A 14,806-nucleotide genomic window follows, 5' to 3' on the forward strand; every position below is an offset into this window, starting at 1 on the left:
ATTAAATATTTGAAGGCATAACTTTATGGTTTTGTAGTATCAAGTAGTAAGTATCAAGATTTGGCTGAGAATACATTAGTTTTGTAATTGATCAGTATCTACAGGTAATTTGCAAACTATTCAACATTGCGAGCGTTCTTGATACATGATACTTAATACTTGATACTTTTAAAAGCTTATGAAAAAACTATTGCCGGCGCTGCTGCTCCTGGCTGCAGCCTGCAAACAAAAAGAGTATAATGCCGATTTGTTAATAAAAAACGCGGTTGTTTATACCGTTGATAGCGCTTTTACTACAGCCAACGCATTTGTGGTAAGCAAAGGTAAAATTGTAGCCGTTGGCAACGCCGATACGTTAGAGCAAAAATACCTGGCTCACGAAGTGGTTGATGCCAAAGGCGCTGCCGTTTATCCTGGCTTTATTGATGCCCACGCCCATTTTTATGAATATGGATTAGGCCTGCAGGAAGTAAACCTGGATGGCACCAAAAGCTGGGGCGAGGTAGTTGATTCTGTTCAGGCCTACTCCACACGCAATCCCGATGGCTGGATTATTGGCCGGGGCTGGGACCAAAACGATTGGGCTAAAAAGCAGTTTCCGGACAAAGCCAAACTGGATAGCCTGTTCCCGGTGCGCCCGGTAATATTGAGCCGGGTTGACGGGCATGCTATTATTGCCAACCAGGCTGCTTTAAACATTGCAGGCGTAAAACCAGGGCAAGCCATAACCGGCGGCGAGATAGAAACCGTCAATGGGAAGCTTACCGGCCTTATGGTTGATAATGCAATGGGCATTGTTACCCGTAAGGTACCTGAGCCAAGTGCCCCGGTTGTGGAGAGCGCCCTGTTATCGGCACAAAAAAACTGTTTTGCGGTTGGCTTAACCACAGTTGATGATTGTGGGCTGCCTTATACCATGATTAATACCATTGCCGATTTGCAGCATAAAGGATCATTAAAAATGCGCATGTATGTCATGCTATCAGACAGGCCTGAGAATTACGATTACCTGTTTAAACGTGGCGCGTTTAAAACGCCGGGCCTAAATGTTCGCGCGTTTAAGGTTTATGCCGATGGCGCTTTGGGCTCCAGGGGGGCCTGTTTACTGAAACCCTATGCCGACCAGCCAAAATGGAGTGGCTTTTTATTGAGCAGCCAGGCCCACTTTGAGGAGGTAGCAAAAAAAATTGCAGCCAAAGGCTTCCAGATGTGCACCCATGCCATCGGCGATTCGGCCAACAGGGTAATGTTAAAAATATATGCATCTGTTTTAAAAGGCAAAAACGACCGCCGCTGGAGGATAGAGCATTCGCAGATTGTTGCGCCGGAGGATGTTAAACTTTTTGGCGATAACAGCATTATCCCATCCGTACAACCCACGCATGCTACATCAGATATGTACTGGGCCGGCAAGCGCCTGGGTGATAAACGACTGAGATCATCGGGCTACATTTATAAAACGCTGCTACAACAAAACGGATGGATCCCGCTTGGAACAGATTTCCCGGTAGAAAACATTAACCCCATGTATACGTTTTATGCAGCGGTAGAGCGGCAAGATCTGAAGGGTTTTCCTGAACACGGTTTCCAAAAGGAAAATGCTTTAAGCCGTACCGAAGCACTAAGAGGAATAACCATATGGGCCGCAAAAGCCAACTTTGAAGAAAAAGAAAAAGGCAGTATTGAACCGGGCAAGTATGCCGATTTTGTAATACTGGATAAAGATATCATGAAAGTAAAAGGCGCCGAATTACCAACTACCAAAGTAACCCAAACCTATATAAACGGAGTTAAAGTATATGATAAAAAATAAATGGGGCTGTGTCTCTGTAGTACTGTTGGGGTTTGCATTATTTAATACCGCCTGCGCTCAAAATCCACCTTTTACCGGGCGTGCCTATGTTGCCGAAGAACGATTGGTTCAAAACTCAACCGTTTTGCTCAACAACGCTCAATATACTATTCCGCTGCAAAAGCTGGAAGATTTAAAAATTGCCAGCGTGCATTTTACCAACCAATACGCCGGCGTTTTTGATAGTTTGCTTAATAAATACTGCAAAGTGCAGGTGTTTGATGGCTCAGGTAAAAACCTGAACGCTCTTGCTGCCGATTTAAAGTGGTACAACACCATTGTTTTACAGGTAAATGATGCCGACCTGAGTAACCCGCAACTACTGGATTTTATCAGCACCAATCAAAAACTAAAGAGTGTGGTTATTGCCGCATTTGGAAATGGCGCACTATTAAGCAAGCTAAATAATGTAACAGTGCCGGTGATCTGGTCCGAAAGGGTATCGCCGGTATCGGCTTCGTATGCGGCCCAGGCCATATTCGGAGGGGTAGCCATTACACAAAAACTGGCCAAAACCTATTCGCCAGTTTATAGCAGTGGTATGGGGTTTGTTACCCAGCAAACCAGGCTGCAATACAGCGTACCCGAAGATGTGGGCATCAACTCCAATAACTTACAGGAGATTGACCAGATAGCCCGCGAGGCCATTACCCAACATGCCACTCCAGGCTGTGTAGTACTGGTTGCCAAAGATGGCAAGGTGATATTTAATAAAGCCTATGGCTACCATACCTACGATAACGTAATGCCGGATAAGCTGACCGATATCTTCGACCTGGCATCCATGACCAAAATATCGGCTACCACGGTAGAGGCCATGCAACTGGTTGACCAGGGCAAACTAAGTGTTGAAAATACCTTAGGCGATTACCTGCCGCTGGCCCGTACCAGCAATAAAAACGATGTAAAGCTGCGCGAAATATTATTGCACCAGGCAGGATTTATTCCGGATATCCAATCGTTCGAAAAGGTAAAACCATCTGACCATAGTACCGATTCCTCGGCCGCCTACCCTACCAGGGTATCTGAACATTACTTTTTGCGGAAGGATTATTTTAAAGACGTAATGTTGCCTGATATGCTTAACTCGCCATTGAAAACCCGGGGACAGTACGTGTACAGCGACGTAAGTATGTTGTTTATGCAGGAGGTGGTAGAAAACATTACCTCCATCCCCGAGAATGTGTATGTGCAGCAGCAGTTTTATACCCCGCTGGGTATGCAAACAGCTGGTTTTTTACCGTTGCACAGGTTTAGCCAGGCGCAGATCATCCCTACCGAAAACGACCAGGAATACCGCATGAGTTTATTGGATGGTTACGTGCATGATCCTACTGCCGCACTCAAAGGCGGCGTTGCCGGCCATGCCGGCCTGTTTGCCAGCGCCAATGATGTAGCCATACTATACCAGATGCTGCTGAACAAAGGCACGTACGGCGGCGTACAATTCTTTAAGCCCGAGGTGGTAGACCTGTTTACCTCCAAACAATCGCCGGTGAGCAGGCGAGGGTTGGGGTTCGACAGATGGGACCCTATTGCCGACAGGCACTACCCATCCAAACTGGCTTCCGACCAAACTTTTGGCCACACCGGGTTTACGGGTACCTGCGTTTGGGTTGATCCTAAGTACAACCTGGTATATATCTTCCTGAGTAACCGGGTGCATCCCAATGTGGGCAGTAAGCTGGGCAGCCTCAACATCAGGCCAAGGATACAGGATGTGGTGTATGAGGCTATCAATAAAGGGATGTAGTAACCATGTGTTCGCTTTTGAGAACCCATAAGTATGTATGAAAATATCCGAACACTTAATTGATTATTAACCAACCCATTAAATGTTCGGGCTGATTTTAGGGTATAAGTTATCGACGTTGACAATCAGCCACTTAGTCATTTACAGAAATTCGGGACTTGAATTGACCGAACACCTTTTTTGTGCAAATCAGAACACTGCCATGGCCATTTTAGGGCTTTTAGCAAGGGTTAAAGTAAGCCCCATCATTACTCCCTCCCCGCTACCATGTAACACCTTCTCAATCTATTGCCACATACTTGTTAGCTACTTGCTCCCCATTGGTAGCCCCCTTGATTTCGTTTAATTTTTTTGATGTTTTGTTTATCGGCGATGAAAACACTAATAAAGTGATGGAATAAAACTTTTTTTACTTCTTAGGGGAATATTTGCTACATTGGTACAACTTAAAACTCTTATCGTTATGGCATCCAACTACATTCCTAAAGAGATTGATATCACGATAGCTATTAATTCCAGTTATTATCTCCACGTATTGATAGGTAACGGACAGGCAGGCGCAACAACATTTAAAAATTTTGAAGGCAAGATTTATAAACCCGAGGTATTTAACGCTGTTATCGGCAAAGGCAGCGATATTAAAGATAAAAGCGTCGATGTCATTTCAAACGTACTGGAAATTAACCCTGATACCGATTCTGTGATAATCACCTATTATGTTACCGATAAAACACTTGGTACAACGGATGACCTTACAGACGATATGAAAGCAGGCGATTCTGCAGCTGCGCCAGGTGCCAATGAAAGCCTGATTTTTGATACAACCCTTACATTTTCAGAAGTATGAAACGAAAAATTTTAGCGCTTTTTGTTTTAATATTTGTCTTCGGCCGGTTGTTTGCCCAGGAGCAGGATGTTTCGTCTATAGTACCCTCGTCGGCCCCCGCGTTTACCATTTTGGGTACAAACCCCACCGAAATATCAAAGCCTAATACCTGGAGCGCGCTCCAGGCTGCCGCCTACCAAAGTTTAAGTTCGGGTGATGGCTCTACTGGTTTGCTCAAAAACTTTGCATTTGAATTTAAGCCATACTGGCTTTCCAATCACCCTAAATTTACCTATAAAGATTATCTTAATCAGAGCGGATTCAGCCTTCGTAACCTTTCGGTGTCCTTCGCGTCGGCAAAAGCGCCTTACGGTAAGGATTCGGCACAAAGCATGGGATTTGGTTTTCGGATACCCATACTCACAGGACTAAAAAAGAGGAATAAGGTACAGGCAGAATTGAAAGCTTACCTTTCTGCCATTCAAAATAACATGCTGGCATTTCAAAATGATTTCACTTTCTATATCCTTACAAATAAGGCCGCAACGGTTGATGGCCTGCTGAACGACATCCTGGACAGCTTAAAAACACCACCGCCGGGAATATGGAAAACCCAAGCGCCGCAAATACTGAAAATCATGTCAGACACATTGCAGCAATCCCTCAAGGGCATGAGCGGCCAAAGCCTGGCATCAAAAAAAGCGGATATTGGTAAAGTACTGGCAGCTTATTTTACGATAGTGAACAAACCCATAGGCAAAGCAGCTACAGACTCCATAACATCTGCCCTGCGGCAATCCAGCAACTGGGAGGTAAGCGGCGCTTTGTCAATTGCATTCCCTACCAATAAATTCAATTATTCAAGGTACTCAAACATGGCTATATGGTCAGATTATTCTTTCGATATTGTTAAAAGCTGGCACCTTGACGGTACGGCAGCCTTGCGTTATGTCCGCGCGTTTAAAACCGATTCTGTAAGTGCCGCCAATAATTTCGATGGGATTTTCAGGGTCAACTATGCGACAGATGCCCGGCAAAAATTTACCCTCTCATTATGGGGAGTGTTACGGCGAAGTTCAAACAACCTGCCGCAACTGGTGGTGGATGGGGTAACGTATACCGCAGCTAAAAAAGCCTGGGACAATAAATATGGGTTTGAACTTACCTACAAAATCACAGATCAAATTGCAGCATCCTATTCGGTAGGTAAAAACTTTAAAAACGACCAATTGTTTAACATAAAAAACGGTAATCAACTTATTAACGTTTTGAGTTTGTTTTATTCATTGAATACCAAGCAGGATGCCAAAACCAATAGTTTTAAAACGTTTTAAACGCTTATACCTTTAAGGCGCAAAGTATTTCTACAATGATCTATATGAAATACAGAAGTAACATCGGACCGGCAATTATTAACATCCCGAACATACGTTTTGCAAAAGCCAGATGATCACGGGCACCATCAACTACAAATACAATTGCTTCCTGATATAACTGATGATGTCATTTTGCCTATAATACCGCTCTTTTTCGGCGCTTTTGATTACCATTTTTAAATAATCGGCCGTGTAATGTTTTACAAACAACTTATATAATTCGGGAAAACAGGCGCTATCATCGTCTGTTTTCCAACCCCATCCGTAATCGTCAGATTTGTTGAGCATAGCCTCTAAAAACCTGTCTTTTTCTGTCATCGCCATCGGCTCAAAATATTGAAGTATGATAGGGTACGGCGTATTATAACGAATGTATTCTATCATTTTACGATATGTTTTCTCGGTGTCGGCCAGTTTAAAATAAAACGCCACCGCGTTCATTTTATAAGTACCCGACGTATTTCGCGCTTTAGTAAGCATTTTGGTGCGCCATTTTTTTCGCTCCTCTTCGGGCAGCGACTGCGAAATAAAAAGGTAGTCGTCAAAATTAAATGTCCATGGAAAAAGAGCTGCCGAAACAGTTGCAAGCGACTTCTCGTCTTTTTCGGCTAAAGCAATTTCTTTTAAAAACGCCCAATAAATTACACTGTACTCGTCCCTGTAGTTGTAACTGATCTGTTCATGGCAAAATTCTTTTGCAAGCTTCAACTCGTTTTGCGCAATCAACAGGATAAGCAGTGCTTTGTTATACTCGTTATCAAAACGAATGGGTTTAAATATCTTGCTGTATTTAGCAAATAGGTCATCCTCAACAACCAATGCAAAAATAAATTTAACATACTTATCCCCGTTAATTAAGGTATCGGGATTGCTTTTTTCAAGCTGCCGGGCAAGCCAGTCAATTATTTTTACCTTTCGCTCCGGTGTACTTGCATTAATAATATTTTGCAGGTGCACCAGGTAATGCAGCCAGATGCTGTTTATCCTATCCGGAACATGGTTTACAAAATAGCTAAGGGCTTTGTCCCAGGCGGCTTCCACTTCCAGCATATTAACATGTTCTACCGATTTTAGTAAACACTCTTCAATAAATTTAGGAATCTTATTACTTGCCGAGTCAACTTTAAACTGAAAGGCTATACACGTTTCCAGCATGGTGTGCAGGTTAACAAACGATTTTTCGTCGGTAACGTTGGCCTGGTAATGCTCCACTATCGGGGTCAGCATATCCCACCACAGCTCTACCAGTTTTTTTAGCTGCGTCTGGTCTATCGTCCGCTTATTCCCGGCAACGGCCTTAACAGCCTCGTTCACTATCTTTACCACTTTGGCCGGTGTGGGTAAGGCTTTAACCGAAAAATGATGAACAAACGATAGCTCCAGGTCCTTGTTTTTACCAATTACCCCTTTTACCCACTCTTTCAGTTTGTCCGGGTCAACATTGCCCAGCAGCGCATCTGCAATACTTTCCTTTTTACTAACCTTAACAACCTCTTTCGCCTTTTTCCCATTGGCAATGTGCATTATTAAAGCCGCTTTGTGCCTGCAAAAACCGGCTGTGCTTTTGCATTCGCAGCCGTGCCGGGTAATTTCATTGCCCGCTTTTAATGTTAATGAAACATCAAAACTGTCGTTCCCGTCGTCAACATAGGCTACAAAGTGGCCTTTTTCTGTTTCGTCACATTCCCGTACGGTATTTTTCTTCGCCTGCAGTAGTAGGTCTGCCGGTAACGTGGCAGCGTAGTTTTTAAGCGTTAACGCCATATCTTATTAATGATGCTGTAAAATTAACAGGTATTATTTAAACAGGCTGCAAAAAACATGCAGGTGTGGGAATCGTTTTTGAAACTTCCCGGTCAGCATACACGTTTTTTTGCCGACCCGATAATTTTCGTTGTCATCGACATGCAAAGTAATAAGTAATATACGTGAAAGTCTCTGATGTTTACCCCAATTTTTATGCCGGCTGGTTGGATGATTTGATAAACTTTATTAAACTTGAAACAGATTATACGCAAAAAATTTACACATGCAAAAATCCGTCAAAGAATATATAACCGAATTTAAAAGTCTCCCCGAAATTACCGATGTAATATACCGCCAGGCGCAAGCGATGTACATCAGCGGAAATTGCCAGGTATTAAGCCAGTCGGCACGAGGGTTTGATGTTTTGGTTTTTGACGATGAGGGAGAAGATGTAGAGGCAAAGATTATAACGCCCGAAGATGATAACCCACAATATTTATTAAAAGGCAAGCCTGTAAAATGGGACGCCTACGGTTTGGCCGCGCTAATGCAAATTGGAGAAGAATTGGAAAAACCAACCCTAAAACCCCTTTTGGAAGGCAAGGCCTATACCCGCGAAGGTATGATGAAAAGGGTTTTGGACGAACGCCGGGCAAAAGCATTAAAAGCAAAATATACCATAACCTTTGCCGCTAATATTTATGGCGAGCATTTACTTACCGACGAAAAAGGCAACAGCTACAAAATAACGCTTCGTGATTTTGAAAACGAAACCGGCTATATTAACAACCCCGATTTAAAAACTAATAAACTGGGTACTACCAAGCATTTAATGTTTGCCTTCGCTGCCATTAAATCGCAGCCCGAAGTTTACAATAACTTAAGTAAGTTTTACCCATTTGTCGAGATCTACCTCGATCCGCTTAACAATTACCGCATTACCTGGCACCACCCACACCCGCTAAAGCCTGAAATATCGGCACTGATTACTGCTTATTTTGGCGAAAAAAAATACATAGAAGAAGACAACGTAAAGGATTTCCTGAATTTTATAGTAAGCGCCCGTCAGTATCCGCAGTTTATGGTGCGGCCCGAGGTAGAAGAAAAAGTAAAACAGGCCTGGGACGCGGAAATGCTGGAACTGGCCCAAAGGGAAGAGCCGTTAGATTTTTCCCTCCTGAAAACCACCCTGTTCCCTTACCAGCAGGATGGCGTGGCCTTTGCCGCTTTTAGGGATGGGGTAATTATTGCCGACGAGATGGGCTTGGGTAAAACCATCCAGGCCATTGCCACGGCGGTAATGAAAAAGAAGTTGTTTGGTTTCAGGCGCACACTCATCATTTGCCCGGCTTCGTTAAAAGAGCAGTGGAAACAGGAAATAGAAAAATTCAGTTACGAAAAAGCCGCTATCGCCGATGGCTTCCCCGATGAACGGGCAGCTATTTATCGCGACAGCAAAGCCTATTTTATCATCGTTAATTACGAAACCGTACTGCGCGACTGGCGTGCCATCAACCGCATGGAAACCGATTTTATTATTTTGGACGAAGCCCAGAAGATTAAAAACTTCTCGACCATTACCGCCCAAAGCATTAAACTGTTAGAGAAAAAGCACGCTCTGGTAATTACCGGCACCCCAATCGAAAACAGGCTGATCGATCTTTACTCCATCGTTCAGTTTATTAACCCCCAGTTTTTGGCCCCCTTATGGGAGTTTTCATACCAGCATTGCTATTTTGACGAAAGCAAAACAGATAAAATTACCGGCTACTATAATCTGCAGCAGCTAAACGAACGGCTGAAACCCATCCTCATCAGGCGAGAAAAACGGCGGGTAATTAAAGACCTGCCGCAGCTAACAGAAATTACGGTGCCTGTTGAAATGCACATTGACCAGGCTACCTATCACGCAAACTATGCAAAAGGCATTGCCGCTATTTTACGTAAAAAATTCATTTCGCCGTTTGATTTGCAAAAGCTGATGCTGCTCATGAGCAATATGCGCATGGTATGCGACTCTACCTTCCTGGTTGATAAAGAATCAAACACCTCGCCCAAACTGCACGAGCTTAAACACATTATGCTGGAGAAGCTCGACCTTAAAAACAACAAAAAGAAGGTCATCATTTTTTCTGAATGGGTTACCATGCTGCACCTGATAGGCAAAATGCTGCACGAATGCGGCATTGGCTTTGCCCAGTTAAGCGGGCAGGTGGCCATTAAAAACAGGGATAAGCTGGTTAAAAAATTTGAAAACGACGAAGACTGCCAGGTTTTTTTATCAACCGAAGCGGGCGGTGCCGGCCTTAACCTGCAGGTAGCCGATACCGTTATTAACTTCGAGCTTCCCTGGAACCCGGCCAAAAAAAACCAGCGCATAGGGCGTATCGACCGCCTGGGTCAGTTAAGCAAACACCTAACCGTAATTAATTTAATTACAAAAGGCTCTATCGAAACCAAAATAGCATCGGGCCTTACGCTAAAGCAAAGCCTTTTTGATGGTGTGCTCAATAACGAAGACGGCCCCGATGTGGTAGATTTTTCGGCCTCGGGCAAAGCCCAGTTCCTGAAAGAACTGGAAAACATCATGGAGACCTTTGTTGCCGCCCCTGCCGAACAAGCCGTAGCCGATAGCCCCGCGTTGGAGTTGGAAGCTGTTGAAGAAACCATAACCACCATTGTAGCCGACGAAAATACCGCCCCGGCACCTGCCGCCACCGAAACCGCGACGGCAAACCATACCACATTGCCTTACGACCCGCACGAACAGATGCAAACAATGGCAAAAGTGATGAACCAGGGCATGGAATTTTTATCCGGCATGTTTAAAATGGCCACCGGCAAAGACCTGGGCTTTGAAGGCCAAAAAATGGAAGTCGACAAAGAAACCGGCGAAATAGTAATGCGCTTTAAAATGCCGCAGTTTTGAAGATTTGATGCCGAAGCCTGATGCTGAAAACATCTGAGCTGAAAAATTGAATGGAGGCGGCAATGGCGGTGATTTTTTTTTAAATGTTGGCGCAACTTATTAAAGAAGTACAAGCGACCAATAAAGAGGTTCAAAAACAATTGAAAGGTTGCTTATTTGTAAGCGAAAACATGAAAAATTTATTGTCGATATTATTGGTATTAATTGTGTTTACAGGCTGCAAACACAAGCAATCTCACATCAGTACCGATGATTCATTGCTAAAGAAAGATGTAAACGGATCTCCTTATAATAAACAAACGGTTGATTCAATGATTCGGGTTGGCGCACTCAGTCCGGATAGTCTTCCTGATTTACCGCCCACACAAGATGAAGAACGTGAGCGTATCAGGAAAGAATATGACAATGTGAAGTTTATTGACACGGTGTTTATTGATGGCGGCGATAGCTTGCATTTTCATTCAAAGTTTTATTGCCTCAAAGATCAAAAATTGGTTGTGCCCCAAAACTATGATATTAATAAAGAGAAAAAGGATTTTGTGACGCATCCGTTTGTTATCGACCTATGGCTATTAAACAGAAAAGACACCGTATTGAAAAGACGATTTAAAGCGAGTGATTTCAATTCCTATTTTAAGGATAACTTTGAAGGAAACCTAAAAAAATATGGCGACATATTAGACTTTTATCTTTCGAATAAAAACCCGGACAAGGGACAAATTGCGCTACAGGTTTCTCTTTCAATACCTACGACAGACCTGGGTACCGGACTATATTTAATCGTAGATAAAAAAGGGGGGTATAAGATTGTTGAAGATGTGGGTAAATCAATTTAGCGCAAATCTTGAGTTAGTGGACGTAAATTCCTGCTGCTGGTGCACACGTCTCGCGTGTACCCCCGCTGATAGGTGAATTTCACGCTAAGTAATCACCCCACTGCTGGCGCACACGTGTTGCGTGTACCCCCTTAATAGGTAAACAACGTGCAAAGTAATGATTATTGCACCCGCCCGGATGTTTAATTTCAGTCGACCGTTTTTGCATACCCACAGCTCGCGTAAAGGATAGAAACGGATACAGGCCCGTGATTAAGGCCTGTGCAGTATGAGTGTATAGCCTGACCCTGCTTCTATCGGCAGGGTTACGCCCTCCTTTAAGTCAAAAAAAGCACCCTGCCCGTACTGTCATCAAAGGAAGAACCGGATGCGTTTTTAAATGACCCGGAAGCTTTGGTGCGCCATGTACCGGAGCTCCCGTTTTTTACATTCGTCGACAGATATCAACAATTGGGCGATACTTTTTAGCCCGGAAGCTTGCGTATGGATACTTTCAGCTAATAATCACGCTCAAATAATTACCATATCATGGAAAGAAAAACTTTTTTAACCAGCGGGCTTGCGGCATTAGGCTTCGCCGCTATTGCCCCGCTTGCCAATTCCTGCAAAAAGGAAAGCACAAGCACTTCAACAACCAGCACAACAACTACAACCACAACAACCAGCGGGACCTGTACTACCGGGGCTTCAGAAACAGCCGGGCCCTATCCTACCATTACGCCGTCAAGCTACGTCAGGAGCAATATTGTTGATGGGCAGTCGGGGGTGCCGTTAACTATTAAGCTCACATTTACCAATACCAACAGCAGCTGCGCGGCATTAACAGGGGCCCTGGTAGATATATGGCATTGTACCTCTCTGGGTTACTACTCAGAATACACCGATACTCCCGGCGGCGGCTATGCTACTATTGATTATACATCGTCGCATTTTTTGCGCGGAAGACAAACTACCGATAGTAATGGGCTGGTTACCTTTACCAGTATTTTTCCGGGCTGGTACTCTCCACGGGCTCCGCACATTCATGTGCACGTATATAACTCGTCGGGCTCGTCGTTACTCATCACGCAGATTGCTTTCCCTACAGATGTTTGCAATACCGTTTATACCACCGCAACTGATTATAAGGCGCGCGGGGTTCAGGATACGGCAAACACCGCAGATATGGTTTTCAGCGATTCGCTTGCAACCGAGTTATCAACCGTTACGGGCAGCGTTTCGGCCGGCTACGTGCTTACTATAAGCATTGGCGTTGCCGCCTGATTACCGGTAAATTTTAAAACAGGCGACCTGTTTGCAGCCCCAAAAGAGGCGATTGCATGATTTATGCAATCGCCTGGAAGGGTTATTCATACACAACCTAAAAACCTATTTCTTAATCAGTCATTTAACTTAGCACCAAAGCCATATGATCCCGCAATCCAAAGGCAAGATGTTTTTATCAGACGAACGCGGACTAACCCAACATGATTGGTACCGCAGTTATCACACTTTCAATTTCGGCAATTATAATAACGACCATAAGCACCCATTCAGCGATTTGTATGTTTTAAATGACGATACACTGGCCGCCGAAGAAAGCATCAGGATGAGTGTGAAAGAACATTCGGCCGTTTTGCTCATCCCGGTTGTTGGTGCCATAGGTTGCCGTGACCACAATGGCGACCACAACATGATAGAACCCGGCATGGTGCAACTACTTGCACTTCCGCCCGGATCGGGTTTCCAGGTTAATAATCCGTACAAAAAAGCAACCGACCTGGTTAATTTTCTGCAGCTCTGGATCAAAATAAAAACCCCGGCAAACCAGGATTTCAGTTTCGATTTACCTGCAAACCGGAACCAGCTGACCGAGATTTTCAGGCTTGGCAACACCATTGGTTACATGGGCCAGTTTGATGGCCGCGCCGAAACCGCCCTTCGCGTAAGCAAACCGGGAAACGCCTTGTTTGCCTACGTTATTGAAGGGGCGTTTGAAGTTCAGTACCGCCTGATGCACGCCAGGGACGGGCTGGTTTTATGGAATTTGGAGGAGGCCGAACTGGAGGCACTATCAAACAACGCCATCATTATGCTGATTGAGATTGCCCCACAATGAGCACGACACAAAGCATGGCCACTTATCATGGCACCCGGCTGAAAACAGATACCGGGATAACGCCATCGGGACGGGGCGGCACATGCCAGGTTAATTTATCGCCTTCGAGGGTAAAGCTGCTTACGCGGGTGGTTTCGTCCCAGTTGGGGAAAGAAGCCCGGTCGGTATGAAAAGTGATGGTGTTTTTTACCGGGTCGACGGCGTAGGTTCCAAAATGGCAGCTGGCACTTAAAAGGGCCGCCTGGTACTCTTCCGGAGTGCCTTTCGCCCGGTCACCCGAGGCGAATTTGGCCCGGTCCGACCGAAATATTTCTACCACATAATGCCCATCGGTAGTAAAAATGGCGATGCCGTGGGGATTGGGCCCATAGTCAGGCTGCCGGATACCGTCTGCAAGTATCTTTTCGGCCGCGATAAGGCGCCAGGTACCCACAAGTAGTTTGGATTGCGAAAACGCCGGCATTGTACCAAAGGCCAGCGCAACTAATAAAAAGCCTTTTTTTAAGGCGTTGGTTTGTTTTTTCATGACATTGCTTTTTTGGTTGATCAAAGCTGTCATTTAAAACCCGGCTCCAATAATACTTTCGACCGGGTTGCTTTTATATTCGATGGATACCTCCATTTATTCGACGCGAGCGCTTTGCGCAGCATTGTGGCCAGGCGCCTTACGTTTTAAGGTGATTTGCCGGGAATAATACCCCAGCCGTATAAAAAACCCTATAGACAGGTAAAAACCAGGAATTGGGAGAGAGATATGAAAACATAAACATGCACCCCGGCTACAGCCCGGCCTTATGTGCCTGTTGTAAAGTATTATTTGCTAAAATAAACGGGCAGCCTATCGGCCATAGCCGCTTTAACAACCTGTTCTAAAGCTGTTTTGTTAACAGGTTTAATAATAAAGCCCGAAACCATTTCAAGATCGGTTGCCCGTTGGTGATCATGAGGGTCGATAGATGCGCTCACTAAATAAATTACAACCTTCCTGGCCAAATCCGGGGCCAGCCGGGCAAACCGTTCAATAAATCCCCACCCGTTAAGTATAGGCATATTGATATCCAGCAGGATAAGCTCAGGCAACATATCAGGTTTATCTTTAAACAACTTAAAGTAGTCGAGCGCGGCCTTCCCGTTTTCGAAGGTGACCGTTTTTTTAGCTATCTTATAATTGAAGATCATAATCTCCGACATCAGGCGGGCGATGCTGTCGTCGTCAATTACACAAGCAAGGTTAAAATCATACATGTTAACCTTAAATTCAAAAAGCGAACCAATTTAAATATACCTGTTTTTAAGCGTGATTTGTTGATGTAATGTGTGGATACCGGGATAACGTTTAACTATTGAGTAAATAAATTCCCGCCTGCTGTGTTGCCCAACTATATTTATT

Annotated in this window: 11 protein-coding genes; 8 read left to right on the plus strand and 3 right to left on the minus strand. The window is 44.4% G+C overall.

The genetic code is table 11. From position 1 onward, the window contains the following. The first annotated feature begins 178 nt into the window (after window positions 1-178). From AC1RM2_RS14720 to AC1RM2_RS14735, 4 genes are all read left to right on the plus strand, one after another. A complete protein-coding gene (locus AC1RM2_RS14720) occupies window positions 179-1,813 on the plus strand; it encodes an amidohydrolase (RefSeq protein WP_492985897.1) in 1,635 nt (544 codons plus the stop codon). Further along, window positions 1,800-3,605 (plus strand): serine hydrolase domain-containing protein, encoded by a 1,806-nt coding sequence (locus AC1RM2_RS14725; protein ID WP_492985899.1) that lies wholly within the window; start codon window positions 1,800-1,802, stop codon window positions 3,603-3,605. Before AC1RM2_RS14720 ends, AC1RM2_RS14725 begins: the two co-directional genes overlap by 14 nt. 463 nt (window positions 3,606-4,068) lie before the next feature. Continuing rightward, window positions 4,069-4,452, plus strand: coding sequence for a hypothetical protein (locus AC1RM2_RS14730; protein WP_492985900.1), 384 nt, complete (start codon window positions 4,069-4,071; stop codon window positions 4,450-4,452). Then, window positions 4,449-5,765, plus strand: coding sequence for a hypothetical protein (locus AC1RM2_RS14735; RefSeq protein ID WP_492985901.1), 1,317 nt, complete (start codon window positions 4,449-4,451; stop codon window positions 5,763-5,765). Before AC1RM2_RS14730 ends, AC1RM2_RS14735 begins: the two co-directional genes overlap by 4 nt. Before the next feature lie 132 nt (window positions 5,766-5,897). Here AC1RM2_RS14735 and AC1RM2_RS14740 read toward each other — a convergent pair whose 3' ends face one another. After that, window positions 5,898-7,571, minus strand: coding sequence for a hypothetical protein (locus tag AC1RM2_RS14740; protein WP_492985903.1), 1,674 nt, complete (start codon window positions 7,569-7,571; stop codon window positions 5,898-5,900). A gap of 265 nt (window positions 7,572-7,836) precedes the next feature. Between AC1RM2_RS14740 and AC1RM2_RS14745 the strand changes: the two genes are divergently transcribed. The 4 genes from AC1RM2_RS14745 to AC1RM2_RS14760 all read left to right on the plus strand — a co-directional run bounded on the left by AC1RM2_RS14745 (window position 7,837) and on the right by AC1RM2_RS14760 (window position 13,416). Further along, window positions 7,837-10,482, plus strand: coding sequence for a DEAD/DEAH box helicase (locus AC1RM2_RS14745; protein ID WP_492985905.1), 2,646 nt, complete (start codon window positions 7,837-7,839; stop codon window positions 10,480-10,482). 170 nt (window positions 10,483-10,652) lie between these two features. Next, on the plus strand, window positions 10,653-11,318 hold the full coding sequence (locus AC1RM2_RS14750; protein WP_492985906.1) for a hypothetical protein: 666 nt from the start codon (window positions 10,653-10,655) through the stop codon (window positions 11,316-11,318). Window positions 11,319-11,846: 528 nt separating this feature from the next. Beyond that, window positions 11,847-12,581 (plus strand): dioxygenase family protein, encoded by a 735-nt coding sequence (locus AC1RM2_RS14755; RefSeq protein WP_492985907.1) that lies wholly within the window; start codon window positions 11,847-11,849, stop codon window positions 12,579-12,581. A gap of 145 nt (window positions 12,582-12,726) precedes the next feature. Continuing rightward, complete coding sequence (locus AC1RM2_RS14760; protein WP_492985909.1) at window positions 12,727-13,416, plus strand: pirin family protein; 690 nt, start codon at window positions 12,727-12,729, stop codon at window positions 13,414-13,416. Between the two features lie 25 nt (window positions 13,417-13,441). On the opposite strand, the gene AC1RM2_RS14765 is transcribed toward AC1RM2_RS14760, so the two are convergent. Both AC1RM2_RS14765 and AC1RM2_RS14770 read right to left on the minus strand, forming a co-directional pair. Beyond that, window positions 13,442-13,942: a lipocalin-like domain-containing protein gene (locus AC1RM2_RS14765; RefSeq protein WP_492985910.1), complete on the minus strand. Its 501-nt coding sequence runs from the start codon at window positions 13,940-13,942 to the stop codon at window positions 13,442-13,444. A 287-nt stretch (window positions 13,943-14,229) separates the two neighbouring features. After that, window positions 14,230-14,661: a response regulator gene (locus AC1RM2_RS14770; protein ID WP_492985912.1), complete on the minus strand. Its 432-nt coding sequence runs from the start codon at window positions 14,659-14,661 to the stop codon at window positions 14,230-14,232. Between the last annotated feature and the right edge of the window lie 145 nt (window positions 14,662-14,806).

This window comes from Mucilaginibacter sp. GW822-FHT03E02 (genome assembly GCF_058801545.1).

What these genes read in the sequence shown, in the direction of transcription:
- AC1RM2_RS14720 (WP_492985897.1), top strand. Translation starts at nt 179, where the DNA reads ATGAAAAAACTATTGCCGGCGCTGCTGCTCCTGGCTGCAGCCTGCAAA.
- AC1RM2_RS14725 (WP_492985899.1), top strand. Translation starts at nt 1,800, where the DNA reads ATGATAAAAAATAAATGGGGCTGTGTCTCTGTAGTACTGTTGGGGTTT.
- AC1RM2_RS14730 (WP_492985900.1), top strand. Translation starts at nt 4,069, where the DNA reads ATGGCATCCAACTACATTCCTAAAGAGATTGATATCACGATAGCTATT.
- AC1RM2_RS14735 (WP_492985901.1), top strand. Translation starts at nt 4,449, where the DNA reads ATGAAACGAAAAATTTTAGCGCTTTTTGTTTTAATATTTGTCTTCGGC.
- AC1RM2_RS14740 (WP_492985903.1), bottom strand. Translation starts at nt 7,571, where the DNA reads ATGGCGTTAACGCTTAAAAACTACGCTGCCACGTTACCGGCAGACCTA.
- AC1RM2_RS14745 (WP_492985905.1), top strand. Translation starts at nt 7,837, where the DNA reads ATGCAAAAATCCGTCAAAGAATATATAACCGAATTTAAAAGTCTCCCC.
- AC1RM2_RS14750 (WP_492985906.1), top strand. Translation starts at nt 10,653, where the DNA reads ATGAAAAATTTATTGTCGATATTATTGGTATTAATTGTGTTTACAGGC.
- AC1RM2_RS14755 (WP_492985907.1), top strand. Translation starts at nt 11,847, where the DNA reads ATGGAAAGAAAAACTTTTTTAACCAGCGGGCTTGCGGCATTAGGCTTC.
- AC1RM2_RS14760 (WP_492985909.1), top strand. Translation starts at nt 12,727, where the DNA reads ATGATCCCGCAATCCAAAGGCAAGATGTTTTTATCAGACGAACGCGGA.
- AC1RM2_RS14765 (WP_492985910.1), bottom strand. Translation starts at nt 13,942, where the DNA reads ATGAAAAAACAAACCAACGCCTTAAAAAAAGGCTTTTTATTAGTTGCG.
- AC1RM2_RS14770 (WP_492985912.1), bottom strand. Translation starts at nt 14,661, where the DNA reads ATGTATGATTTTAACCTTGCTTGTGTAATTGACGACGACAGCATCGCC.